This window comes from Deinococcus planocerae, from assembly GCF_002869765.1.
In the GTDB taxonomy this organism is placed as follows: Bacteria; Deinococcota; Deinococci; order Deinococcales; family Deinococcaceae; genus Deinococcus; species Deinococcus planocerae.
This window is the reverse complement of sequence record NZ_PNOR01000010.1, coordinates 1-22,530: the sequence shown is the minus strand read 5'-3', so window position 1 is coordinate 22,530 and position 22,530 is coordinate 1. Positions and strand designations below refer to the sequence as shown.

The window sequence follows — 22,530 nt, the reverse complement described above, 5'->3', positions numbered from 1 at the left end:
TCTGCCATTATTAATAGACTTTTAAACAAATCTACCCATGAAGAGTGGAGATTGGCTATGGATCTTGAAAAGGCGATATCCGCAGTAGAAAGATTTTTCCTTGATATTATAGGGAACATAATTCCAGGAGGAGTACTTTTAATTGGCATAATACATCTGTTTAATCCGTCAATACTCCCATACTATGCATTAAATATTAACATCTCTAGTGCAACATGGTTGTGCATAGTGACGATTATGTACGTTTTAGGATACGCCACCTCCTCATTTTCAAAGGTGATTATAAGACTTTTAAAGTTGAGTGGTAATTTAAGAAAAAAGTTTGATGACAAGGAGATCGCCAAAAAGATCTTCTTAAGGAGCAAAATTAGAGCGCTGGCGTCACGTCTCGAAATTGAAGCAGAGGACAGTGCGGGTATGTTCAGACTCAGAAATTACATCCTGAGTCGGGTATCTACAGAGGACAATTACCTTACTAGGAGGTTTAGATTCATATCCTTACTTAACATAGGTCTGGCCTCATCGCTCTTGATTGTTATGTTACTTACGGCGCTATGTACCGTAATCAGTATAATATTAGATAGAACACTGATATACCCATTCAGTACAATAATATACATAGGTATGGCATTGCTTATTGTTGCATTTATAGACCGATTCATCGAGTTTCATATACGTACTCTTGAGCTACCTTTCTCAGTTTGGGACGTGCCTTGAGTAAGTAAACTTTGCCAAAAGCCTTGTTTTAGCTACGCTAGAAGCTGGCGGATGAACTCAGGAGGCGTTCAAGCGGGTCGGTGGCCCAGGGACTAACGTTCAGGAAGTGGTGGAGGCTTTGATACGGCTGCCCGACATGCTCGGCAATGGGCTCAGTGCTCTTTCGTTCCAGAGGGGCGAGCAGGCCCCGAACGTATCTGGGGAGGCAGGTGCGCTGCTTGGGATGGTCGAAGATTTTCAGACAAGGAGACAGGAAGTCGGAAAACGACCGCTGCCAGTTGTGGGGGACGGGCACGCCTGCCAGGATCGGTCACCACGGCCAGGGGCGGCGCTCAGCCGCCCCTGACTGACAAAGTCCTGTTAGGGCCTGGTGAGGTTATGGGCGAGTACGGCCAGGACGACGCGCAGCCGCAAGCCTGGGAGAGTCTTGGCTTGAACGGAGCGAATCTGCCCGGCAACCAGTTGGGAGAAGACGGTTTCGATGCGTCTGCGAAGTGCGGGGTGGCGGGAGTCCCGCCACCCCGTGTCATAGCGCGTGTTCTTCTTGGGGGGAAACACGAAGCCCAGCGCAGCATCGCCCTTGTCCCCGATGACTTTCGGACCCCCACACGCCGCCCACTGCTGGTTCAACTCGTAGCCCACCGTCACGTCGTGGAGGTGAGCAGGTCGCAGGACGTACTGGACGACCTTTCCCGCCGCAGTCACCCAGGCATGCAATTTGTAGCCATAGAAGTCACCCTGGGTTCCATACCCCCACCGCGCTCCCAAAAACGCGCAGCGTTTCGTGCGTTTGGGACGGCAAATCGGGAGGGGCATGGAGTCGATGATGACCTCAGCCAAGTGTTCTGCGGTTTTCGCCAAGCCTTCGAGACGTGCCAGGAGCCGCAGGCTGCGCGTGTACGCCTGGGTGTACGAGGGAAGACCGGCACGGTCTTCCCTCAGCAAACTCCACCAGATCGAAGCGTAGGGCATCTTGAACACGAACCGGCTGAGCAGCAACGCCAGCAGCCAGGCGTCTGTGATTTTCTGGTGGGCGCAGCTCTTCTGGGTGCTGAAGTGCCGACGGGTCCAACGGTAGAAGTGACGGATGGCCGCCCGGCGGCCTAGACTGTGACGGGGACGATATCTAGCCATATCGTCCCCCTTTTTACGCGCTCAGCACGCCGTTTTGCCCCTCCGTACCTAGGCCCTAAACGGCGTCTCCAGCCCGGGTCCACCGCTGCCGCCGGAGTAAAGAACTTTATTCTTGGGACGGGCTGCGCGAGGAGGAGGAGAAGTAAAGAGTTTTATTATGGAGGAGGCTGAGTAGGCTCAGCCTAGACGCGGTGGGGGGCGGACAGAGTTAAAGACTTTTTCCCGTCTTACAAGGGGTGGTGTGCTAAGGCAGGACGTAGCTTTCCGCAAGGAGCTGACAGAGCTAAAGGAGCTTTGGCGGGCTTCGCTCTTCGGCTCTGACCGTTCCTATGACGGGGTTGTGATCGTCAGCGAAATGAAGGTCAACACCCACGCTGACCAATACGGACCGGAAATGCTGCGGAAGTACCACCAGGCTCTCCGGGCGGTGATGAAATGTGTAGAGCAGCCTGTTCCCTACGCGGGCGGTGCGAGCGAGCAATAGGCCGTCTTCTCCCGTCAGAAGTATTTACGAGATAGGCCACCCGGCGCATCCCCGCCCGCCGCGCCTTCCTTACCCTGGCCGGGTGAATCCCCACTTCATCCGCCCGCCCCGCCTCGTTCCCGGTTCCCGCGTCGCGGCGCTCAGCCTGAGCAGCGGCTTCGTCACGGAGGTGATGGGCCGCTACCACGCGGGCGTGCGGCAGGTCGCCGACACCCTCGGCTGGGAGGTCGTGCCCGCCCCGAACGCCCTGCGCGGCCCGGAGTACCTGGCCGAGAACCCCCAGGCCCGCGCCGACGACCTGCACTGGGCGCTGCGAAACCCTAACATTCACGGCATGGTCAGCATCATCGGCGGGGACGACTCGGTGCGGCTCCTGCCCTTCCTCGACCCGGGGCTGATCCATACCCACCCCAAGGCGTTCCTCGGCTACAGCGACACGACGATCCCCCTGACCCAGTTCCTGCGGGCGGGCGTGAGGGCGTATTACGGCCCGTCCCTCCTCACCGACCTCGCGGAGAACGGCGGAATGCACCCCTTCGCCCTGGAGGGGCTGCGGCGGGCGCTGGTGGAGGAACCGCGCCCCTTCGACCTCGCGCCCGCCCCCGAGTGGACGGAATTTCGGCAGGAGTGGGGGGACGAGAGCTTGCAGGAGGTCCGCCGTCCCTTCCAGCCCGGCGACGGCTGGGTGTGGCTGCAAGGTGAGGCGCCCGCCGAGGGGCACCTGATGGGCGGCTGCCTGGAGGTGCTCGACATGCTCAACGGCACGCCGGGCTGGCCTGCCCCCGACCTCTGGCGCGGCGCGGTCCTCGCCCTGGAGACGAGCGAGGACGTGCCCCCGCCCGCGCAGGTGGGCTACTGGCTGCGCAACTACGCGGCGCAGGGCATCCTCGCTGGGGCCGCCGGGCTGATGCTCGCCCGCCCGCGCGGCTACACACCGGAGATGGTAGAAGACCTCTCCCGCTGGGTGCGCCGCGTGCTCGCCGAGGCGGGCCGCGCCGACCTTCCGGTGGTGGCGAACGTGGACTTCGGGCACACCAGCCCGCAGCTCACCCTGCCCCTGGGCGGTGTGGCCCGGCTCGACCCTCTGGCGGGGCGGGTGACGGTCACGCCCTGAGAGCAGTGCCCTCCTCCCGACCGTCTGGGCGCGTGCCGAGCCGCTATGATGGCGCGGTGCGGCTGCTGCTGCTCTCCGACATCCACGCCAACCACGCCGCCCTGGAGGCGGTCTTGCGCGACGCCGCCGCCCGGCGCTTCGAGCGGGTCGTCCACCTCGGCGACGCGGTGGGCTACGGTCCCCACCCGGCGGAGGTGCTCCAGACCCTGCGCGACGCGGGGGCCGTGTGCGTGCTGGGCAACCACGACGGGATGCTCCTCGACTACGCGGACGGGCGCCGCCTGCCCCGCGAGAGCGTCGTCTCGGTCGCCCTGCGCTGGCAGCTCGAACGCCTCTCCGGGCGCGACCTCAACATGATCCGCACCTGGCGCGACGGCATCGACGACCCGGAGGTCGGCGCCCGCTACCGCCACGGCTCGCCCCTGAGCCGCGACGAGTACATCGACTCGGTGACCGCCGCCCGCGAGGCCTTTGCGGGGTGGGGGGGGCGCCTCGGCTTCGTGGGCCACACCCACATCCCCGGGGTGTACGCCACCCTCAACGCCCCGGTCGGCGAGTGGGTCAAGTTCCAGGGCTTCCCGGAGGGTGGAGGCTACCTCGTCCCGCCCGGCGCCCGCGTGATCCTCAACCCCGGCAGCGTCGGCCAGCCGCGGGACGGCAATCCCCGCGCGAGCTACGCCGTCTTCGACACCGAGCGGGCCTACTTCGAGGTCTTCCGCGTTCCCTACGACGTCGCCCGCACCCAGGAGGCGGCGCTGGAGGCCGGGCTGCCCCAGGTCCTCGCGGCGCGGCTGGCGATAGGGAAGTGATGGGGGGCGGGATGCGGTGCGCGGTGGGCGGGACGCGGGACAGGCTGCGTCCCCCCGCGTCCCACCCATGACCCTTCCCCCCGCCGCCCTCCTCCACGGCCCGCTCCTCGAACAGACGGGCGTGTTCGGGGGCAACGCCCTGCTGCTCACCGGGCCCGCCCGGGTGGGCAAGCGGGACGTGGCCCTGGCGGTTGCCGCCCAGCACAACTGCACGGGCACGCGCGGCATGTACGGGGAGGGCTGCGGGACGTGTCCCTCGTGCCTCGCTTTCGCGGCGGGGGCGCACCCCGACCTCCTCGTCGTCGAGCCGCGCACCACCACGGCGACGGGCAAGACGGCGCGGCGAAAGCTCATTCCCATCGGCGCGATCCTGGAGGGGCGGGACTCGGGCCGCGAGTACGAGACGCACGTCTTCGAGTTTCTGGAGGTCCGGCCCACCTTCCGCCGCCGGGTGGTGATCGTGGACGGGGCCGAGCATCTGGGGCAGGAGGCGGCGAACGCGCTCCTCAAGCTCGTGGAGGAGCCCCCGCACGGCGCCCTCTTCGTCTTTCTCGCCGAGGACGTGCGCGCGGTGATCCCCACCATCGTGAGCCGCAGCGCCCGCCTGAGCGTGGCACCCGCCGCCGACCGGGCCATCGAGCGCGGCCTCGCCCTCGGTGGGGAGGCGCCCGACCCCGATCTCGTCGCCTTCGCCGCCGGGCGGGCCGGGGTCCTCGCCGAGCGGGAGGCCGTGCGCGCGGCGCTGGAGGGCGCCGCCGAGTTCACCCGGGCGGTCGGCGCGGGCATGTGGCAGGCCCTGGAGGGCGCCGCGCATCTGGAGAAACGCTGGGACCCGGCGTGGCACCCCGAGGCCCTGCGCTTCGTCTGGCGCACCCAGTCGCCCCACGCCCGCGCCCGCGCCGACACCGCCCTCGAAGCCTTGCAGTCGGCGCTGGAGGCGTACGCGAACCCGGGCCTGAGCTTCCAGGTCTTCGCGCTGGCGCTGCGGGAGGCGCTGGGGTAGGGGAGAAGATGGGCCGCACGGGGCCGCGCCGCTGAGCTAGGCTCTGGGACGTTCATGACGGAAACAGCGCGGCGGATGCAGGACTTCGTGGCCTACTGGCGCACCCTGCGGGGCGACGAGAAGGGCGAGAGTCAGGTCTTCCTGGACCGGCTGTTCCAGGCGTTCGGGCACGCGGGGTACAAGGAAGCGGGCGCGGAGCTGGAACACCGCGTCGCCAAACAGGGCGGCGGCAAGAGGTTCGCGGACCTCGTGTGGCGACCCCGCGTGCTGATCGAAATGAAAAAGCGCGGCGAGGGCCTGGCGAACCACCACCAGCAGGCCTTCGACTACTGGTTGAGGCTGGTGCCGGATAGGCCGCGTTACGCCGTCCTGTGCAACTTCGACGAGCTGTGGGTGTACGACTTTGGCACCCAGCTCGACGAGCCGATGGACCGCGTGCGCATCGACGAGCTGCCGGAACGCTACGCGGTGCTGAACTTCCTGTTTCCGCAGGAGGGGCCGCCCCTGTTCGGCAACAACCGGGTGGACGTGACCCGCGAGGCCGCCGACAGCGTGGCGCGGGTGCTCAACAGCGTCATCCTGCGCGGCGAGGACCGGGGCCGGGCCCAGCGGTTCCTCCTCCAGTGCGTCATGGCGATGTTCGCGGAGGACTTCGAGCTGATCCCACGCGGCTTTTTCACCGAGCTGACTGACGACGCGCGGCAGGGGAAGGCCAGCAGCTACGACCTCTTCGGTGGGCTGTTCCGGCAGATGAACACGAGGGAACGGGCGCGCGGAGGCCGCTTCGCCCCCATCCCGTACTTCAACGGCGGGCTGTTCAGCGTCGTGGACCCCATCGAACTGAACCGAGACGAGCTGCACCTCCTGCACCGGGCCGCGTTGGAGAACAACTGGGCGCGGATTCAGCCGCAGATTTTCGGGGTGCTGTTCCAGAGCAGCATGGGCAAGGCCGACCGGCACGCCAGAGGCGCGCACTACACCAGTGAAGCCGACATCATGCGCGTCGTGCTGCCCACGGTCGTCACGCCGTTTCAGACGCGGATTGATGCCGCGGGCACGCAAAAGGAACTGCGCGGCCTGCTGGACGAACTCGCCTCGTTCCACGTCCTCGACCCCGCGTGCGGCAGCGGCAATTTTCTGTATGTCGCGTACCGGGAGCTGCGCCGTCTGGAGGCCCGCGCCCTGCTGCGGCTGCGGGACCTGTCCGCGCCGGGCACGCCGCTGCCGCCTGGCCGCGTCAGCATCCGGCAGATGCACGGGCTGGAGTACGACCCTTTCGGCGCGGAACTCGCCAAGGTGACCCTCACGCTCGCCAAGGAACTCGCCATCCGCGAGATGCAGGGCCTGCTGGGCAACACCGGCCTGGACTTCGACCAGCCGCTCCCGCTGGACAACCTCGACGACCGCATCGTGCAGGGCGACGCCCTCTTTACCCCCTGGCCGCGCGTGAACGCCGTCGTCGGCAACCCGCCCTTTCAGAGCAAGAACAAACTTCAGCGCGAGATGGGCCCGGCCTACGTCCGCAAGCTGCGCGCCGCCTACCCCGACGTGCCGGGCCGCGCCGACTACTGCGTCTACTGGATTCGCCGGGCGCACGACCACCTGGAAGAAGGCCAGCGGGCCGGGCTGGTCGGCACGAACACCATCCGCCAGAACGACAGCCGCGTGGGCGGCCTGGATTACGTCACCGCGCACGGCGGCACCCTCACCGACGCCGTGAGCAGCCAGGTCTGGAGCGGGGACGCCGCCGTTCACGTCAGCATCGTCAACTGGGTCCGGGGTCCGCAGCCGGGGCCCAAGCACCTGAGCTGGCAGGTAGGAGACCGCCGCGACAGCCCGTGGCAGAGCGTGGACGTGCCCGTCATCAACTCCGCCCTCTCTGCCGGAACCGACGTGACCGCCGCGCAGAGGTTGAGCGTCAACGCCCGCAGCGGCGCGTGCTACCAGGGCCAGACACACGGCCACAAGGGTTTTCTGCTGGACGGCTTGGAGGTCGGGCAGATGATGAACGCCGACCGCAAGAATGCCGAGGTCATCTTTCCGTACCTGACGGCAGACGAGTTGTTGAGCACCGCCCCACCGCATCCCAGCCGCTACGTCATTGATTTCCAGCCGCGTGACGTGTTCGCCGCCAGAGCCTACAAGCTGCCATTTACACGGGTCGAACGCGAAGTCTTGCCAGCGAGAGAGGCCGCCGCCGCCGAGGAGGAACAGCGCAACGCCGAGGTTGTGGCCGTCAATCCGAAGGCCAAGACGAACAAGCACCACCGCAATTTCCTGAATCAGTGGTGGCTGCTGTCCTACGGGCGCGGCGAACTCATTGAGAAAATCGCGTCCCTGCCCCGTTACGTCGCCTGCGGTCAGGTCACGAAGCGTCCGATCTTCGAGTTCGTCTCCTCGGAGATTCGCCCGAATGCCGCGCTGATCGTCTTTCCACTGTCCGATGATTATTCGTTCGGAGTCCTGCAATCCTCGATGCACTGGGAATGGCTCAAAGCCCGTAGCTCGACGATGAAGGGGGACTTCCGCTACACCTCCGATACCGTCTTCGACTCCTTCCCCTGGCCTCAATCCCCCACATCTGAGCAGGTGCGGGCGGTGGCGGAGGCGGCGGTGGCGCTGCGCGGGCTGCGCAACGAGGTGATGAAGCGCCAGGGCTGGAGCCTGCGCGACCTGTACCGCACGCTGGACACGCCGGGCAAGAACCCTTTGCGGGACGCGCAGGAACGGCTGGACGCGGCGGTGCGGGCGGCATATGGAATGCCCGCGGGCGCGGACGTGCTGGCCTTCCTGCTGGCCCTGAACGCGGAACTGGCGGCGGCGGAGGCGCGGGGGGCGGCCATCGTGGGGCCGGGCCTGCCCGCTGGCCTGAACGCGGCGGACTTCACGACGGCGGACGCGGTGCGGCCCCTGGGCTAAGTTGTACCGTGTTTTGCGGAGTCTGCGGCTTTTGCGGTAAACTGGCCCCATGACTCCCAAGCCTCAAGCCCTGCTTACCGTCACCGAGGTCGCGCGGCTCCTACACGTGAGCGACGACACCGTGCGGCGCCAGATCAGGGAAGGCGACCTGGAAGCCATCCAGATTGGCACCACCCCGACCGGGCGACCGCGCTACCGCGTCCCAAAGGCTGCCGTCGATGCCCGGCTCGGGCGGCGTGTGCCTGTGGCGACACCCAGCCTCGACCGGCTGCGGGAGGTCTTCTCGGTGCTCTCCGATGAGGAGCGCGAGGAGCTGATTGAGCGGGCCATCGAGTGGGCACGCTCTCAGCGAACGGACGAGCCCGATGATCGCCCCCGTCTGCCTGAGCCGACCAGGGAGGAGATCGTGCGGAAGTTCGGTAGACGGCTCCTGACCAGGAAGCGGGCAGGCTGAGTGCCGGATGCTCCCCGTGTGATCCCAGACGTGAACGTCATTCTTAGCGGCGCGACGAGCCCACGCGGTCCCGCCCGTGACCTGCTGCTTGCGGCAAAGCGTTTCGACGTGGTGTTCGTGTTGGGCGAGGAGCATTTTGTGGAATTGCGGCGGGTGTTGACGTATCAGAATGTGTTGTCGCTGGGTGGTGGGCTCACGGCCGCCGAGGCGTTCGGGCTTGCCTACGACTTGCTTCAAGTGGCGGAGGTGGTGCAGCGGGTGCAGTCGTTCGATTGGCCGTCTTGCCCGGACCCGAAAGACTGGTATCTACTCAACCTGTTGATGACCTCAGAGGCCGAGGCACTTGTCACGAAGGATAAACATCTCCTGCGGATGCACGACAAGCTCGGGTTGCCGGTATATGAGCCGAAGGAACTGGTGCGGCTCGGCGTGATCTAACGTCACGGCAACCGGGCATTCGACGGGCCCCTCTCGCCCTAAAGCCCCAGAACATCCCGCACCGCCTGAGCGATGCGTTCGAAGTCCGCCGCCGCGAGAACGCCCCGGCGCCTCACCAAGCGCAGATCCTTGTTGATGGCCCGGATCATGTGCGGCTGCGCCCACGAGATCTTGGTGAGGCCGTTGTCGTCGGTGGGTTCCACCCGCACGTTCAACATCCCCTCACGTCTCGGGGGCACGCTCGTCAGGGGCACAACGGTCGTCAAGGGCATTTTTGAGCGGTTCAATTCGTCGATGCTCAGGATGACCGCCGGGTGTTGATCCTTGCCCTCGCTCTGTAACGAAGGATTGAACTGCACCTGCCAGACCTCCCCGCGCTGCGGTTCAGCCACGCCGGTTCAGCTCCACCCGGAGGTCTTCCATGCCCTCTTCTCCCAAGCGCGCGACCTCGGCGGCGTAGTCTGGGTCCTCGAAAGCTTCCAGCTCCAGCGCGAGATTCCGCAGCTTGTGTTCACGCAGGGCCTGCTCGACCGCTTGCTCGATAAAGGCGCTCACGTCCTTGACTTCCCCCCGCTGCACCAATTCGCGCACCCGACTGTGGGTGTGGCGGGTAAGCGTGTGGGTGACCTTAATTTTTTCCGTCGAGGGGGCCATATTCCAAAATCATACCGTCACTTCGTACCACTTATGGGTGGTACAGACCCAAGACCCTGGGTGCCTGCTTGGCCGGAGAGGCGGGTGCCGATCCTGGGGTTCTCCTGCCCATCTACACTCCTCCTCATGACGAGAGCGAGGCAACACGGCACGGCACAGGTCTGGACCCTCCCGACCGGGCCCTTGCAGGAAAACGCGGTGCTCGTGGCGGGGCAGGGTGGCGAAGGCTTTCTCTTCGACCCCGGCGACGAGGCCGAGCGGGTGCTGGCCCTCGTGCGCGAGGCGGGCGTGACGGTGCGCGGCATCCTCCTCACCCACGCGCATTTCGACCATATCGGCGCGGTGCAGCCGGTGCGGGAGGCGCTGGAGGTGCCCGTCTCCCTCCACCCCGCCGACCTCCCCCTCTACCGCCTGGGCGCGGCGTCGGCGGCCCGCTGGAACCTGCCGTTCATCCAGCCGGAGGCGCCCGAGCACGAGATCACCCAGGGGCAGACTTTCCAGGCGGGCGACCTGACCCTCACCGCGCGCGAGTTGCCGGGACACGCGCCGGGGCACGTCGTCTTCGTCGGAGAGGGCTTCGTGGTGGCGGGCGATACGCTCTTTCAGGGCGGAATCGGGCGCACCGACCTGCCGGGCGGGAACCATCCCCAACTGCTCGCGGGGATCGCGCGCGAGCTGCTGTCGCTGCCGGGCGAGACCGCCGTGTACCCCGGCCACGGCCCGGCCACGACCATAGGGGCCGAGCGGCGCACCAACCCCTTCCTGCGCTGAGTCGTCGCGGCTCTCCCTCCCCATTCGGCCAGGAGGACACCCGGCGGGCGGGCGGAGTAAGGTCCGGGCATGTGGCGCAACGTCCGGCTCTGGTGGCAGACCCCGCAGCTCCACGCCCCCGGGGAGGATGCCCGGCGGGTCACCTGGCTCGAACTCTTCTACGATCTCGTCTTCGTGGTCGTGATCTCGCGGCTGGCGCACCACCTCGCGGGGCACCCCGACGCGCGCAGCCTGGGCGAGTTCCTGCTCTTGTTCGTCCCGGTGTGGTGGGTGTGGCTGAGCGTCGCGTACTACAACGAGCGCTTCGAGACCTACGACCTGAGCTTCCGCGCCGTCACCTTCTTCCAGATGCTCGCCGTGGCGGGGATGGCCGCGACCGCCGAGTACGGGCTGGGCAAGACCGCGACCGGCTTCGCGCTGTCGTACGCCTTCGCCCGGGCGCTGATCACATGGATGTGGTGGCGGGCGGGGCGGCACAATCCGGGGGTGCGGCCCGTCACCGACGTGTACGTGCGCGGCTTCAGCGCCAGCATCGTCCTCTGGACCGTCGCGGCCTTCCTGACCGGCCCGCTGGCGCTGATCCTCAAGGGAGTGGGGCTCCTGATCGACCTCGTGACGCCGCTGCTGACCCTCGCCGACCAGCCGCGCGTCTTTCCCGCGCCCGCGCGCAAGCTGCCCGAACGCTTTGGCCTCTTCGTGATCATCGTGCTCGGGGAGAGCCTCGTGGGCGTCGTGAACGGGCTGGCGGAGGTGGAGACCCTGGGCCCGGTGACCGTGCTGCGCTTCGTGTTGGGCCTGCTGCTGGGCTTCGGGCTGTGGTGGGTCTACTTCGACTACATCGGTCGGCGGGAGCCCGACTCGCACAACCGCTGGCGCTTCCTGGCGTGGTCCTACCTCCACCTGCCCCTCGTGGTCGGGATCACCCTGATCGGCGCGATGGTCGAGCACGCCGTGGCGGTGGAGGGGCCCGCCGAGCCGGGCGTGCGCTGGCTGCTGGCGGGGGGCTTCGCGCTGTTCTACCTCGCCTGCATGGGGCTGGAATTCACGCTGGAGCCGGAAAAGGAGCTGCTCTTCACCGCCCGCCAGCTCGCCCCGCTGCGCCTGCTCACGGCGGGGGTCGCGCTGACGCTGCCCCTTTTCCTGACCTCGCTCTCGGGGCTGGTGCTGGGGCTGATCTTCCTGCACCTCCTGCACGCCGGGTTGGGGGTGCGGGCGTGGTTCGCCAGCGGCAACGTCGGGCGCACCGACATGCACTGACGGGGAGGTCGGGGGGGAATGGGGACAGAAGGACGCGCGCCCCTCATGCCTGCCCCACGGGGAGCTTTACCCTGAAGGGGTGACGCCCCCCCGCCTCCCGCCCCCGTCCACTTGCCCCAGGTGCCGCCCGTGCCCGGCGTAGGGCGTGGTCAGGGCGCCGTCTTGGACCGGGCGCTGACCGAGCTGAGCTACAGCACGAACACCGCCAACGCCCTGATCCACCTCTACCGCGCCGAGGTCGGCAAGATGACCGCCTACCGCCAGCGCCTCGACACGACGACGAACTGGGCGGTCGTCACCACCGCCGGTCTGGCCTCCTTCGCGCTGGGGAACCCCGACAACAGCCACGTCACCTTCCTCTTCGCCATGTTCCTGAACTACTACTTCCTGCGGCTGGAGGCCCGGAGATTCCGCACCTTCGAGATCGCCCACCACCGGGTGCGGATCATGGAGCGTTTCTTCTACCCGGCGATGCTCGGCGACGCGGTGGACCCCGGCTGGCACCAACTGCTGCTGGCCGAACTCGGCAAGCCCCGCAGCCCGATGAGCCGCGCCGACGCCCTGGGCTGGCGGCTCAACCGCAACTACCTGTGGATCTACGCGGCGGTGCTCTTCGCGTGGTTCGCCAAGCTCGACCTGTCGCAGCCCAAGGGCTGGGTGCTCGAATTCCCCGAAGCGCTCTCGCTCGCCGACATCGGCAACTTCCCCGGCTGGCTGGTGTTCGTGGGGGTGATAGTGTTCTACGGCTACCTGATCGTGCTGGCGGTGCGGGCGGCGCGCACCTACCCGCTGGAGGAGGGGTGAGTGGCTCGTGGTGAGTGGTGAAAAGAGGACCCGAACCACTGACCACTCACCACTTCCCCCTGACCCGCCCCTCCCGCCACCCCTGCACCCCCGCGAGCAGCAGCGCCTGGGCGGGCAGGCTCCATAGGTACACGCCGGGCCGCCGCGCGGTCAAACACAGCCCCAGGGCGAGGAGCTGGGTGCTCAGCCCCAGGTTCACCGCGACCACGTTGATCTCGCGCGGGGTGTAGGCGAGGCGGTCGTCGGGGGTGGGAGGCCCGCCTGCCGCCGCGCGCAGCCGCCCCTCGAAAAGGGCCCCGAGCACACGCTCCTGCGGGGTGAAGTACAGGGCGTATCCCCTCTTCAGGGCCGCCAGGACGCGCGGGTCGTCTCCCGCCTGGGCGGGCGGATCGCGGAAGACCTCGCCCCGGGCCTCCCGGTGGTCGCGCTCCCACAGGTAGTCCACGCTCAGGATCAGGCTCTGGAGCACCGTGAGCGGCACCCCCCACCACCCGGCGAGGCCCACCAGAACGGCGGCGTTCACGAGGAGGTCGCCCTCGGTGTCGAGGTAGCGCCCCGTCTCGGTCGTCTGCCCGGTCGCGCGGGCGAGCTGCCCGTCGAGGTTGTCGAGCAGGGTCTTGACCTGGAGGAGCACGGCGGGCGTGACCCGGTGCCCCCGCCGCAGGAGCACGCCCACCCCGACCCCCAGCGCCGTGTGGGCCAGCACGACGTGGAGGGGATTAATGCCCCGCTGGGCCAGCGGCGACACCAGCCGCGCGGCGAGGGGTCGGAACACGCCCTCGCACACCCACTCGCGGGCGGGGCGGGCCTTGGCGTGGGTCGGCGGGGAGGGTGGGTGGCCGGAGGGCTCCACCCCGGCGGACGGGTGCTCCTCAGCGCCTGCGGCCACTGTGCGGCGGTCCCTTGCGGACGCCCGCGTACCGGTTGCGCTCCTTGCGGCGCTCAGCGCTCGTCGTCTTGCCCTTCGTGCCCGTCCGCGCCGCCGCCCCCACCGTCCGGCGCGGCGCGAAGGTGTCCACGTTCAGGAAGCGCGCGAGCGGGATGTACAGCGCCAGCACGAAGAGCAGGGTGCCCCACCACGTGTCGAGGTACGGCCCCAGCCCGACCACGCGCAGCAGCGCCGAGAGCACCGTCGCCAGCACCGTGAAGAGGAGCACCCGCAGCAGCAGCCGCCCGAGCTTGCGCCGCGTGAAACCCGGCTCGGGGTCGGGGGTGGTCAGCCAGCGCCAGAAGTTCACGCCTCCCCCCCGTCCGCGCCCGTGGCCGCCCGCGCCGACGCCCCCAGCGTCACCCGGTCGCGGAAGCCCACGAGTTCGGGCCACTCCGTCTGCCCGCCGTCCACGTCGATCACCAGCGCGGGCTTGTGCGTCTGTCCGGCGAGGCGGTTCAGGGCCGCCCGGTGCGCCCCGTCCCGCGCGGGAGACGCGAAGAGGACGCCCCGCACCGCGCTCTTGCCTTCCAGCAACTTGAGGGCGCCGAAGAGTTCACGCTCCCCGGCGGGAGCCGTCGCCCGCTCCATCCGCTCCCCCCGCGCCGCCACCTGCGAGGCGGGCAGCTCGGAGGAGAAGACGGGGTGCAGGCCCAGCCCCTCCAGCGCCGAGCGCAGCCCCCCGCCGAGGTCCGGGTCGCCGAGCAGGGCACGCGGGCCGATCACGGCGACCGTCACCCGCGAGGCCCGGCTCAGGGCTGGCATCTCCTCGCGTCCCCCCGACGCCAGCGGCTTGACGCGCTCCAGCGCCAGCCGCACCCGGCCCGGGTTGCGGGTGAGGCGTTGCCCGAGGTCCATCGCCGCCGCCGCCATCTCGTCGCCGCCCTCGGGCAGGGGAATCAGGGTCGGCAGGCCGCTGAGCCGCCGGGGCAGCAGTTCGGTCAGCGCCTCCCCCCAGGCGTCGTTCGCCACCGGGGCCGCCCTCGGCACGAGCACGGCGTCCACCCGCCCGAGTTCGAGAATCCGCCCCAGCGCGAGCTGCACCTGCACCGGCTCTCCCGGCAGGCTCTCCCGGCCCAGCGCGAGGGCCTCCCCGGTGGGGAGGGAGGGCGTCACCGTCTCCACCCCGAGTTCCCTGAGCAGCGCCGCCCAGTAGCGGGCATGTCGCGTGCCCAGCGAGTTCAGCAGACCGACCTTCATCCCGGGCAGTCTACAGGGGTGGGAGGATGGGGGACGGGACGACCTTCCCGTATCCTGCCCCGCATGACCCTGAGCCTCCCCGACTCCCTGCGCCGCGTGCTCCCCGCCGCCCGCTGGGAGGCCGTCACCCACGGCGAGAGCGGCGCGGGCGTGTGGCGGGGCCAGCGGTACGTGGTGAAGGTTCAGGTGCGCGGCGGCCTGCCGTCGAGTTCCCTCCTTCAGGAGCGCGAACGTCTGCGCTGGCTCACGGGCCGGGTGCCTGTCCCGGCGGTCGTGGGCTACGAGACGACCGCCGAACACGAATACCTCGCCATGACGCGCCTGCCCGGCCTTCCCATGAGCGACCCGGACGTCCTGCTCCACCCCGAGCGGGCAGTCAGCCTCCTCGCCCGCGCCCTGCGCGAACTCCACGCCCTCCCCGTGCGCGAGTGCCCCTTCACCATGACCCTGCCCGTCATGCTGCGCCTCGCCCGCGAACGGGTGGCGGCGGGGCTGGTGGACGAGGAGGACTTCGACGACGAGCGCCTCGGAAAGAGCGCCGCCGAGGTCTTCAATCAACTCGTCCGCACCCGCCCCGAGTCGGAAGACCTCGTGGTCACGCACGGGGACGCCTGCCTCCCCAACCTGATCGTGAGCGGTGAGTACGTCGAAGGCTTCGTGGATGTGGGCCGCGCCGGGATCGCCGACCGCCACGCCGACCTCGCCCTGGCGCACCGCAGCTTGATTCGCAACCTCGGGCCGGAACACGCCGAACGCTTCCTCGACACGTACGGGCGCTCACTCGTGGACGAGCGGAAACTGGCGTACTACCGGCTGGCGGACGAGTTTTTCTAGGCTGAGCGGCGCCCGACCCGCCGCGCCGCCGAGCTTGCATTCTTCCGCCCTGTCCGGTTCCCGCCCCCATGCTCTACTGCCTCCCGTGCGTCTCCTGTCGCGGTTCGTCGCCCGTCATCCCTGGCCGGTCGTCGCCTGCTGGGTGCTGCTCGCCCTGCTCAGCGCCTACCCCGCCTCCCTCGCCCCGCGTGCCCTGAGCGCCAACCCCGGCGCCCTGAAGGATGCCGAGAGCACCCGCGTCACCACCCTGCTCCGCGAGAGGTTCGGCGAGACGGACACGAACACCGCCCTGCTGGTCACCCGCCTCAATCCGCCCCTGACCACGCCGGAGGGCCGGGCCACCCACGACCGCTTCATCCGGGGACTGGGGGAGGTCGAGGGCGTCACGCGCGTCCTGCCCGGCGGCGCGCAGGGGGCCGTGCCCACCGTGAGTCCGGACGGCGCCCTGGCCCTGACCGTCGCCCAGATTCCGCTGCTGGAGGGCGCGACCGAGACCCTGGCCCGCGTGCGCGCCTATGCCGACGAGGCCGAGCGGGAGGCGGGGGCGGGCCGACTCGCCGTGCGCGTGACGGGCGGGCAGGCCATCGCGGACGACTTCACCGAATTCGCGGAGGGCGACACCAAACGCAGCGAGTTCGCCGCCCTGCCCCTCACAGCGCTGGTCCTCCTGCTCGTCTTCGGGGCGCTCGTCGCCACCGGGCTGCCCCTGGTAATCGGCGTCCTGAGCATCACCGTGGCGATGGCGGGCGTGTACGGGCTGACGCGGGTGACGGAGGTCTCCACCTTCGCCCAGAGCGTCGTGACCCTGCTCGGCCTCGGGGCGGGGATCGACTACGCCCTGTTGATGGTCAACCGCTTCCGGGAGGAACTCGCCCGGGACGGGGACTCAAGAGCGGCGGCCTCCCGTACCGTCCTCACGGCGGGGCGCAGCGTCCTGTTCAGCGGCCTGACCGTCGCCATCGCGATGGCCGCCCTGATCCTCCCGCCCATCGCCTTCGTGCGCTCGATGGGGTTGGGAGGCGTCCTCGCCGTCCTCCTCACCGTGCTCGCCAGCGTGACCGCCCTGCCCGCCCTCCTCGCCCTGCTCGGCGAAAGGGTGAACAGCCCCCGCCTCCTGCGCTTCACCTGGAGCCAGAACGCGGCGGCCTCGGGCGCCTGGACCGCCTTCGCCCGGCGGGTGACGGCCCGGCCCTGGCTCGCGGTGGGGCTCAGCACCCTCTTCCTGCTCGTGCTCGCCCTCCCGGCCCGGGACATGCGGACGGGCTACGCGGGCGCGTGGGGCCTCACGCCGGGGGTGGAGAGCCGCGACGCACTCGCCGATGTGCGCGACCTCGGCTCGGGCGGCCTCCTCAGCCAGTTCGAGGTCATCCTCGATCTGGAGGGGCAGAGGTACGGCCCGCAGGAACGCGCCCGCTTCCGGGAGGTGGTGGAAGACCTGCTCGCCCTGCCCGGCGTGCAGACCGTGATCAGCCCTTTCCTGACGCCCGCCGACCTCGCGGGCGGGAGTGGGGCGAGCCTGGGCACGGACTCGCTCGGCGCCCTGAGCCTCCTCACCCGCCGCTCTTTCAGCGCCGACCGGACCCTGCTGCGGGTGACGGTGATTCCCGACCGATACCTGCGCGCCGACCAGATCGACCCCTTCGAGACCCGGTTGCGCGCCACCCTCGCGGCGAGCGGCTTTCCCTTCCTGCTGGGGGGAGCGCCCATCGGCGAGCGGGAGTTCAGCCACGCGATCACGGACGCCTTTCCCGCCGCCGTCCTCACCGTCTTCGCGGCGACCTTCGTGCTGCTGATGGTCGCCTTCCGCAGCCTGCTCGTGCCCCTCAAGAGCATCGTGATGAACGCGCTGACGGTGGGGGCAGCCTACGGGGTCGTCACGCTCGTGGTGCAGGGCGGTTTCCTCGCCGCGCCGCTCGGCATCCCGCAGGACGTGGGCGTGCTCGACTCCAGCCTGCCCCTCTTGCTCTTCGCGGTCCTCTTCGGCCTGAGCATGGACTACGAGATTTTCCTGCTCTCCCGCGTGCAGGAGGAGGTGCTGCGCGGCCACCCCAACGACGAGGCCGTCGTGCTCGCCGTGGGCCGCACCGCCCGGATCATCACCTCGGCGGCGGTGATCATGTTCATCGTCTTTTGCGCCTTTATCGCCGGGCGCGTCGTCGCCAACAAGAGCATCGGCCTGGGGCTGGCCGTCGCCGTGGCGCTCGACGCGACCCTCGTGCGCCTCGTCCTCGTCCCCGCCTTCCTCAAGATCGCCGGGAAGTGGAACTGGTGGCTGCCGGGGTGGCTCGACCGCCTGCTCCCGAGGGTCAGCATCGAGCACCATGAGCCGCCCGCCGGGGTTGTGGTGGGCGCTCCCCTCCCCGTGCGGAGCAGCGAGCGGCGGGCGAAGGGCGGCTGAGGTTAACGCCCCTCCGGCGCCGCGCCCGGCTCCCGACTCACCACGGTCCCCCGAGTGTCGATGGGAAAGTCTTCCACCCGCCCCGTCAGCCTGTTCTTCCGCATGACGCCGTGCAGGTAGGCGTGTAGCCTCACCGTCTCCTCCCGCGTGTCGTGGAAGCACAGCACCGTGGGCCCCGCGCCGCTGAGGGCCGCCCCCAGGGCGCCGTGCCGGTGCGCCTCCTCCAGAATGTCGCTGAGACCCGGCACCAGGGGCGCGCGCCAGATCTGGTGGATGTAGTCCTGCATCGCGTGCCGCAGGAGGTCGAGGCGACCCTGCGAGAGCGCGGCGGCTAGGAGTGCGGCGTGCGAGAGGGCGTGCACGGCGTCCGCCCGGCTGTATTCCTTGGGGAGCACGGCGCGGGCCTTGCTCGTGGACAGCTCGAAGTCGGGGATGAGCACGGTGACGCCGAGGTTCGGGGGCGGTTCCAGCCGGACGTAGTGCGTGCCGAGCCTGTCGAGCGTGGCGACCACGATCCCGCCGAAGAGGGCCGGGGCCACGTTATCGGGGTGCCCCTCCTCGCGCGCCGCCACGTCGAGCACCGCCTCGTCGTCCAGGGGCCGCCCCAGCAACTCATTGCCCGCGACGATCCCGGCGACGAGCGCGGCGGCGCTGCTCCCCAGCCCACGCGCCAGCGGCACCTCCGTCTCGATCTCCACCCGCGCGGGCGGCAGGTCCCGCTTCACTCTCTTCGCCGCGAGGAGCATCGCCCGGTAGACGTAGTTGCTCTCGTCGGCAGGCGTGCCTTCCAGCTCGGGCCCCAGCGGCACGACCTCCGTCACGTCCTGCGGCGTCACCCGCAGCGTGGTGAAGAGGGGAACGCTCAGCCCCAGGCTGTCGAAGCCGGGGCCGAGGTTCGCGCTCGACGCCGGTGCGCGGACGGTGAAGGGGGTCATGGTTGCTCTCGTAACACGTGGAGAGCCGAGGCGCCCCGTTCTTCCCACTTCCCACTTCCCACTTCCCACTCACCCCGCGTCCCGCGCACCGCGCACCGCCTCCTCACCCTCAAAGAATGCTCTCCAACACCCGCTCCATGTTCGCCTCGATGCCCCTGGGCGCCTCGACCGCGCGCATGGCGGCGTTGGGGTCCTTCAGGCCGTTGCCCGTCAGCACGGCGACGACCGTCTGTCCGGGCGTGAGCTTCCCGGCGGCGTGCATCTTCAGCAGGCCCGCGACCGGGGTCGCGCTGGCGGGCTCGCAGAACACGCCCTCCTGCGCCACGAGGTTGTAGGCGTGCATGATCTCGTCGTCGTCCGCCATGTCGAAGAGTCCGCCGCTCTCCTGCACCGCCGCCCGCGCGAGGTGGGCGCTCGCCGGATTCCCGATGCGGATGGCCGTGGCAATCGTCTGCGGCTCGTCCACGATGGCGTTGCGGACGAAGGGAGCGGCCCCCTCCGCCTGAAAGCCCCACATCTTCGGCAGGGCGCCGCTCTTCCCGGCTTCGTGGTATTCCCGGAAGCCCATCCAGTACGCGCTGATGTTGCCCGCGTTTCCCACCGGGATGGCGAGGATATCGGGCGCGTGCCCCAACGTGTCCACGACCTCGAACGCGCCCGTCTTCTGCCCTTGCAGGCGGTAGGGGTTCACCGAGTTCACCAGGGCGATGGGGTGCTCGTCGCTGATCTGCCGCACGAGCCTCAGCGCCACGTCGAAGTTCCCGTTGATCGCCACGATCCGGGCCCCGTACGCCATCGCCTGCGCGAGCTTGCCCAGCGCGATGTTGCCGTCTGGGATCAGCACGATGCACTTCAGGCCCGACCGGGCGGCGTACGCGGCGGCGGCGGCGCTGGTGTTCCCGGTGCTCGCGCAGATGATGGTGTCGGCCCCGGCCTCGACCGCCTTGGCGACGGCCATCACCATGCCGCGGTCCTTGAAGCTCCCGGTGGGGTTCAGGCCCTCGTACTTCAGGTAGAGGTCCACCCCCAGGTGGGCGCTGAGCCTCGGCGCGGGGATCAGGGGCGTGTTCCCCTCGTGCAGGGTGAGGGCAGGCGTCTTGTCGGTGACGGGCAGATATTCGCGGTAGCGTTCGATGAGTCCGGGCATGGGGCGCTCCTCCGTGCCGCACGGCGGCGGCGGGTCCGCCCATGCTAGCGGTGACGGCCCGGGTCGGCTCCCAGGAGTCAAGACAGGGCAGACCCACGCGGGCGTCAGCCTGCCGTCAGACATGAGGCCCCCCCGAACGTGTTCGGAGCTCTTCCTTAGCGGGAATTCGCCGGACCTCCACCCCACCTTGGGTCAGCCTTGAGAAGGTAGCATGCCACACACTGAGAGCCGGGTGCGAGTCTCATTGTGCCATCACAACGAGTGGTTGATCGTTGAAACTCAACGTCCTGGAGGTCAAATCATGGGTTGGATCATCACTATTCTGGTAGGTGCGCTGTGCGGTTGGCTCGCGAGCCTGATCATGAAGACGGACGCCCAGCAGGGTGCGGTCGCCAACATCCTGATCGGCATCGTCGGGGCCTTCCTCGCCCAGTGGATCTTCGGCAGCCTGCTCAACATCGGCGGCGCGGGTGCGGCGGGTGCGGGCTTTTCCTTCTGGAGCATCATCTGGGGTGTGATCGGCAGCGTCATCCTGATCGCCATCCTCAAGGCGCTCAAGGTCCTGCGTTAAGCTCGCTCTCCACTCGACCGGGTTCCCTCACGGGGCCCGGTTTTTTGTGGGTGTGGCGTGGGTGGCTACCCAGCGGACGCGGGGGTGTGCTACCTTTGGAAGGCTTGCCTGATCCCGCCCGGCGCGGCGGCGCTTCCCGGCACCCCAGCCGGAGGGTCCCCTCCTGTGGCAGAACACCGGGTCAGGCTCAAGAAGGAGTGCGAAGATGTCCAAAGTATGCGAAATGTGCGGCAAGGGGCCAATTGTCGTGAACTCGGTCATTCGCCGCGGTAAGGCCCGCGCGGCGGGTGGCGTCGGTCGCAAGACCACCGGCATCACCAAGCGGACCCAGAAGCCCAACCTCCAGCCCCTCACCGTCACCCGGGCGGGCGTGTCCGTGCGGATGCGCGTCTGCACGAAATGCCGCAAGAACGTGATCTGAGGCAAGGCCAAGTCCCAGCCTCGAAGCGTCCCTGTCCCGAGCGGATGGGGGCGCTTCTGTTCTGGGCTGTCCCTCTGCGGCCTGGGCCCCGGCGAGCGATTACACCTTCCGCTTGCGGTCTTGCACCACGCTGGCGATGAGGAGCAGCAGCGTCCCCACGACCACGCAGGAATCCGCGATGTTGAAGATCGGGAAGTCCCCGGCACCCACGGCCCGGGTGACCGCACTCAGCGGAGGGGCGTGCAGCATGTCGGTCACCTTGCCCTGCCGCAGCCCGTCGATGGTGTTGCCGATGGCCCCGGCGGCGATTATGCTGAGCACGACCGTCAGAAAGCGGCCCTGCGGACGCACGGTGACGTAGACGAGCAGGCCCACGCCCACGGCCAGCCGCGCCAGGGCCAGCGGCACGGCGGAGCCCGAAAAGAGGCTCCACGCCGCGCCCGTGTTGAAGGTGAGCTGCCACTCCAGCAGGCCCGGCAGGAAGGCGACGGGCGCCGCCCCGTAGGTCAGGTTGGCGAGCGCCCACGCCTTGAGACCCTGATCGGCGGCGACCAGGAGGGCGGCAATCAGGAGAGGCACCCAGACGGGGAAGGGGCGCGTGCGGTCGAGCAGGGTCGGCACCCGGGAAGTATAGGGAGACAGGTCACCTCTGCCGAGTGGACCCGCCCGCAGCCCTCACATTGTCTGCCCGGGAGCCCCCGACAATGGAGGGTATGGCAAACGTGGAGTCTTTCGACCTCGACCACACCAGAGTGCACGCCCCCTACGTCCGGCTGGCAGGCGTGAAAACCACCCCGCGCGGCGACAGCATCAGCAAGTACGACCTGCGGCTGCTGCAACCCAACCGGGGGGCCATCGACCCGGCGGCCATCCACACGCTCGAACACCTGCTCGCGGGGTATCTGCGCGACCACCTCGACCATGTGGTGGACGTCTCTCCGATGGGCTGCCGCACCGGCATGTACATGGCTGTCATCGGCGAGCCCGATGAGCAGGGCGTCCTGCGCGCCTTCGAGGCGGCCCTGCGCGACACCGAGGCTCACGACCGTCCCATTCCCGGGGTCAGCGAACTCGAGTGCGGCAACTACCGCGACCACGACCTCAACGCCGCCCGCCAGCACGCCCGTGACGCCCTGGCCCAGGGCCTCCGGGTCCAGGAGACGGTGCTGCTGCAACGCTGACCCCTCTCTTCGCGGCGCTCAGACAATATCCCCGGCCTCCGCGCCGGGGGTGTGCTTTCCGGCAGTCGCCCGACCTGAAGAGGGGCGGTGGAGGTGTTGACAAGACGGGGGCGGGCCTGTATCTTTTCTGAGCCTCGGTTGAGGCGAGCAGCATGACAAGCGAAGGTGCGAGCGAGAAATGCACGAATTCACCCGTCTCTCCCTGTGGGAGAACGGGTTGAGGACAGAGACAGAATGGTCAAGAGAACAAGGGTCCACGGTGGATGCCCTGGCACTGGAGCCGATGAAGGACGCGCTTACCTGCGATAAGCCCCGACGAGCCGGAAAGAGGCGTTGACTCGGGGATCTCCGAATGGG

General features: G+C 68.5%; 24 protein-coding genes, 1 rRNA gene and 1 pseudogene. 16 read left to right on the top strand and 10 right to left on the bottom strand.

What is annotated here, in order from left to right; genetic code table 11:
- Positions 1-57 precede the first annotated feature (57 nt).
- On the top strand, positions 58-717 hold the full coding sequence (locus tag A7B18_RS21325) for a hypothetical protein (RefSeq protein ID WP_146009482.1): 660 nt from the start codon (positions 58-60) through the stop codon (positions 715-717).
- Between the two features lie 46 nt (positions 718-763).
- Here the strand turns inward: A7B18_RS21325 and A7B18_RS07395 are convergent.
- Together A7B18_RS07395 and A7B18_RS07390 are read right to left on the bottom strand one after the other, a co-directional pair.
- Positions 764-1,012, bottom strand: a pseudogene (locus A7B18_RS07395) (transposase); the annotation flags it as partial.
- A 65-nt stretch (positions 1,013-1,077) separates the two neighbouring features.
- Complete coding sequence (locus A7B18_RS07390; protein ID WP_102126048.1) at positions 1,078-1,851, bottom strand: IS982 family transposase; 774 nt, start codon at positions 1,849-1,851, stop codon at positions 1,078-1,080.
- Positions 1,852-2,417: 566 nt separating this feature from the next.
- Between A7B18_RS07390 and A7B18_RS07380 the strand changes: the two genes are divergently transcribed.
- The 6 genes from A7B18_RS07380 (at position 2,418) to A7B18_RS07355 (ending at position 9,072) form a co-directional block, all read left to right on the top strand.
- The gene (locus A7B18_RS07380) at positions 2,418-3,449 is read left to right on the top strand and encodes a S66 family peptidase (protein WP_102126046.1); all 1,032 of its coding nucleotides are present in this window, start codon (positions 2,418-2,420) and stop codon (positions 3,447-3,449) included.
- Between the two features lie 56 nt (positions 3,450-3,505).
- Positions 3,506-4,258: a metallophosphoesterase family protein gene (locus A7B18_RS07375; RefSeq protein ID WP_102126045.1), complete on the top strand. Its 753-nt coding sequence runs from the start codon at positions 3,506-3,508 to the stop codon at positions 4,256-4,258.
- Between the two features lie 67 nt (positions 4,259-4,325).
- Positions 4,326-5,261 (top strand): DNA polymerase III, encoded by a 936-nt coding sequence (locus tag A7B18_RS07370; RefSeq protein WP_102126044.1) that lies wholly within the window; start codon positions 4,326-4,328, stop codon positions 5,259-5,261.
- A 54-nt stretch (positions 5,262-5,315) separates the two neighbouring features.
- On the top strand, positions 5,316-8,180 hold the full coding sequence (locus A7B18_RS07365; RefSeq protein WP_102126043.1) for a class I SAM-dependent DNA methyltransferase: 2,865 nt from the start codon (positions 5,316-5,318) through the stop codon (positions 8,178-8,180).
- A 49-nt stretch (positions 8,181-8,229) separates the two neighbouring features.
- Positions 8,230-8,634, top strand: a complete 405-nt coding sequence (locus A7B18_RS07360; protein WP_102126042.1) for a helix-turn-helix domain-containing protein — start codon at positions 8,230-8,232, stop codon at positions 8,632-8,634.
- Positions 8,635-9,072, top strand: a complete 438-nt coding sequence (locus A7B18_RS07355; protein WP_102126041.1) for a putative toxin-antitoxin system toxin component, PIN family — start codon at positions 8,635-8,637, stop codon at positions 9,070-9,072.
- A 38-nt stretch (positions 9,073-9,110) separates the two neighbouring features.
- Here the strand turns inward: A7B18_RS07355 and A7B18_RS07350 are convergent, their stop codons facing one another.
- Positions 9,111-9,464, bottom strand: a complete 354-nt coding sequence (locus A7B18_RS07350; RefSeq protein WP_102126040.1) for a type II toxin-antitoxin system PemK/MazF family toxin — start codon at positions 9,462-9,464, stop codon at positions 9,111-9,113.
- Positions 9,457-9,726 (bottom strand): hypothetical protein, encoded by a 270-nt coding sequence (locus A7B18_RS07345; RefSeq protein WP_102126039.1) that lies wholly within the window; start codon positions 9,724-9,726, stop codon positions 9,457-9,459. Before A7B18_RS07345 ends, A7B18_RS07350 begins: the two co-directional genes overlap by 8 nt.
- Before the next feature lie 126 nt (positions 9,727-9,852).
- On the opposite strand from A7B18_RS07345, the gene A7B18_RS07340 reads away from it, so the two are divergent.
- The 3 genes from A7B18_RS07340 to A7B18_RS07330 all read left to right on the top strand — a co-directional run bounded on the left by A7B18_RS07340 (position 9,853) and on the right by A7B18_RS07330 (position 12,558).
- Complete coding sequence (locus A7B18_RS07340; protein WP_102126038.1) at positions 9,853-10,497, top strand: MBL fold metallo-hydrolase; 645 nt, start codon at positions 9,853-9,855, stop codon at positions 10,495-10,497.
- A gap of 69 nt (positions 10,498-10,566) precedes the next feature.
- Positions 10,567-11,754, top strand: coding sequence for a low temperature requirement protein A (locus tag A7B18_RS07335; protein WP_102126037.1), 1,188 nt, complete (start codon positions 10,567-10,569; stop codon positions 11,752-11,754).
- A 129-nt stretch (positions 11,755-11,883) separates the two neighbouring features.
- Positions 11,884-12,558, top strand: coding sequence for a DUF2270 domain-containing protein (locus tag A7B18_RS07330; RefSeq protein WP_102126130.1), 675 nt, complete (start codon positions 11,884-11,886; stop codon positions 12,556-12,558).
- 46 nt (positions 12,559-12,604) lie between these two features.
- Here the strand turns inward: A7B18_RS07330 and A7B18_RS22850 are convergent, their stop codons facing one another.
- The 3 genes from A7B18_RS22850 to A7B18_RS07315 are packed head-to-tail and all read right to left on the bottom strand — an operon-like array spanning position 12,605 to position 14,686.
- Positions 12,605-13,411, bottom strand: coding sequence for a CDP-alcohol phosphatidyltransferase family protein (locus A7B18_RS22850; RefSeq protein WP_102126036.1), 807 nt, complete (start codon positions 13,409-13,411; stop codon positions 12,605-12,607).
- A 19-nt stretch (positions 13,412-13,430) separates the two neighbouring features.
- Complete coding sequence (locus A7B18_RS07320; protein ID WP_102126035.1) at positions 13,431-13,796, bottom strand: hypothetical protein; 366 nt, start codon at positions 13,794-13,796, stop codon at positions 13,431-13,433.
- Positions 13,793-14,686: a hypothetical protein gene (locus tag A7B18_RS07315; RefSeq protein WP_102126034.1), complete on the bottom strand. Its 894-nt coding sequence runs from the start codon at positions 14,684-14,686 to the stop codon at positions 13,793-13,795. Before A7B18_RS07315 ends, A7B18_RS07320 begins: the two co-directional genes overlap by 4 nt.
- A gap of 63 nt (positions 14,687-14,749) precedes the next feature.
- On the opposite strand from A7B18_RS07315, the gene A7B18_RS07310 reads away from it, so the two are divergent.
- Positions 14,750-15,520 (top strand): APH(3') family aminoglycoside O-phosphotransferase, encoded by a 771-nt coding sequence (locus A7B18_RS07310; protein ID WP_102126033.1) that lies wholly within the window; start codon positions 14,750-14,752, stop codon positions 15,518-15,520.
- A gap of 85 nt (positions 15,521-15,605) precedes the next feature.
- Entirely contained in the window at positions 15,606-17,918 is a 2,313-nt protein-coding gene (locus tag A7B18_RS07305) for an MMPL family transporter (RefSeq protein ID WP_102126032.1), read from the top strand.
- 2 nt (positions 17,919-17,920) lie between these two features.
- Here the strand turns inward: A7B18_RS07305 and thrB are convergent, their stop codons facing one another.
- Together thrB and thrC are read right to left on the bottom strand one after the other, a co-directional pair.
- Positions 17,921-18,853, bottom strand: a complete 933-nt coding sequence (thrB, locus tag A7B18_RS07300; RefSeq protein WP_102126031.1) for a homoserine kinase — start codon at positions 18,851-18,853, stop codon at positions 17,921-17,923.
- 109 nt (positions 18,854-18,962) lie between these two features.
- The gene (thrC, locus tag A7B18_RS07295) at positions 18,963-20,000 is read right to left on the bottom strand and encodes a threonine synthase (protein WP_102126030.1); all 1,038 of its coding nucleotides are present in this window, start codon (positions 19,998-20,000) and stop codon (positions 18,963-18,965) included.
- Between the two features lie 301 nt (positions 20,001-20,301).
- Here thrC and A7B18_RS07290 point away from each other — a divergent pair, with 301 nt between their 5' ends.
- Together A7B18_RS07290 and rpmB are read left to right on the top strand one after the other, a co-directional pair.
- Positions 20,302-20,571, top strand: coding sequence for a GlsB/YeaQ/YmgE family stress response membrane protein (locus A7B18_RS07290; protein WP_102126029.1), 270 nt, complete (start codon positions 20,302-20,304; stop codon positions 20,569-20,571).
- Positions 20,572-20,776: 205 nt separating this feature from the next.
- The gene (gene rpmB, locus A7B18_RS07285; RefSeq protein WP_102126028.1) at positions 20,777-20,992 is read left to right on the top strand and encodes a 50S ribosomal protein L28; all 216 of its coding nucleotides are present in this window, start codon (positions 20,777-20,779) and stop codon (positions 20,990-20,992) included.
- A 99-nt stretch (positions 20,993-21,091) separates the two neighbouring features.
- On the opposite strand, the gene lspA is transcribed toward rpmB, so the two are convergent.
- A complete protein-coding gene (lspA, locus tag A7B18_RS07280; RefSeq protein ID WP_102126027.1) occupies positions 21,092-21,613 on the bottom strand; it encodes a signal peptidase II in 522 nt (173 codons plus the stop codon).
- Positions 21,614-21,705: 92 nt separating this feature from the next.
- Here lspA and A7B18_RS07275 point away from each other — a divergent pair, with 92 nt between their 5' ends.
- Together A7B18_RS07275 and A7B18_RS07270 are read left to right on the top strand one after the other, a co-directional pair.
- Positions 21,706-22,173: an S-ribosylhomocysteine lyase gene (locus A7B18_RS07275; RefSeq protein WP_180970062.1), complete on the top strand. Its 468-nt coding sequence runs from the start codon at positions 21,706-21,708 to the stop codon at positions 22,171-22,173.
- A 236-nt stretch (positions 22,174-22,409) separates the two neighbouring features.
- Positions 22,410-22,530: ribosomal RNA gene (locus tag A7B18_RS07270) — 23S ribosomal RNA — on the top strand; the annotation flags it as partial.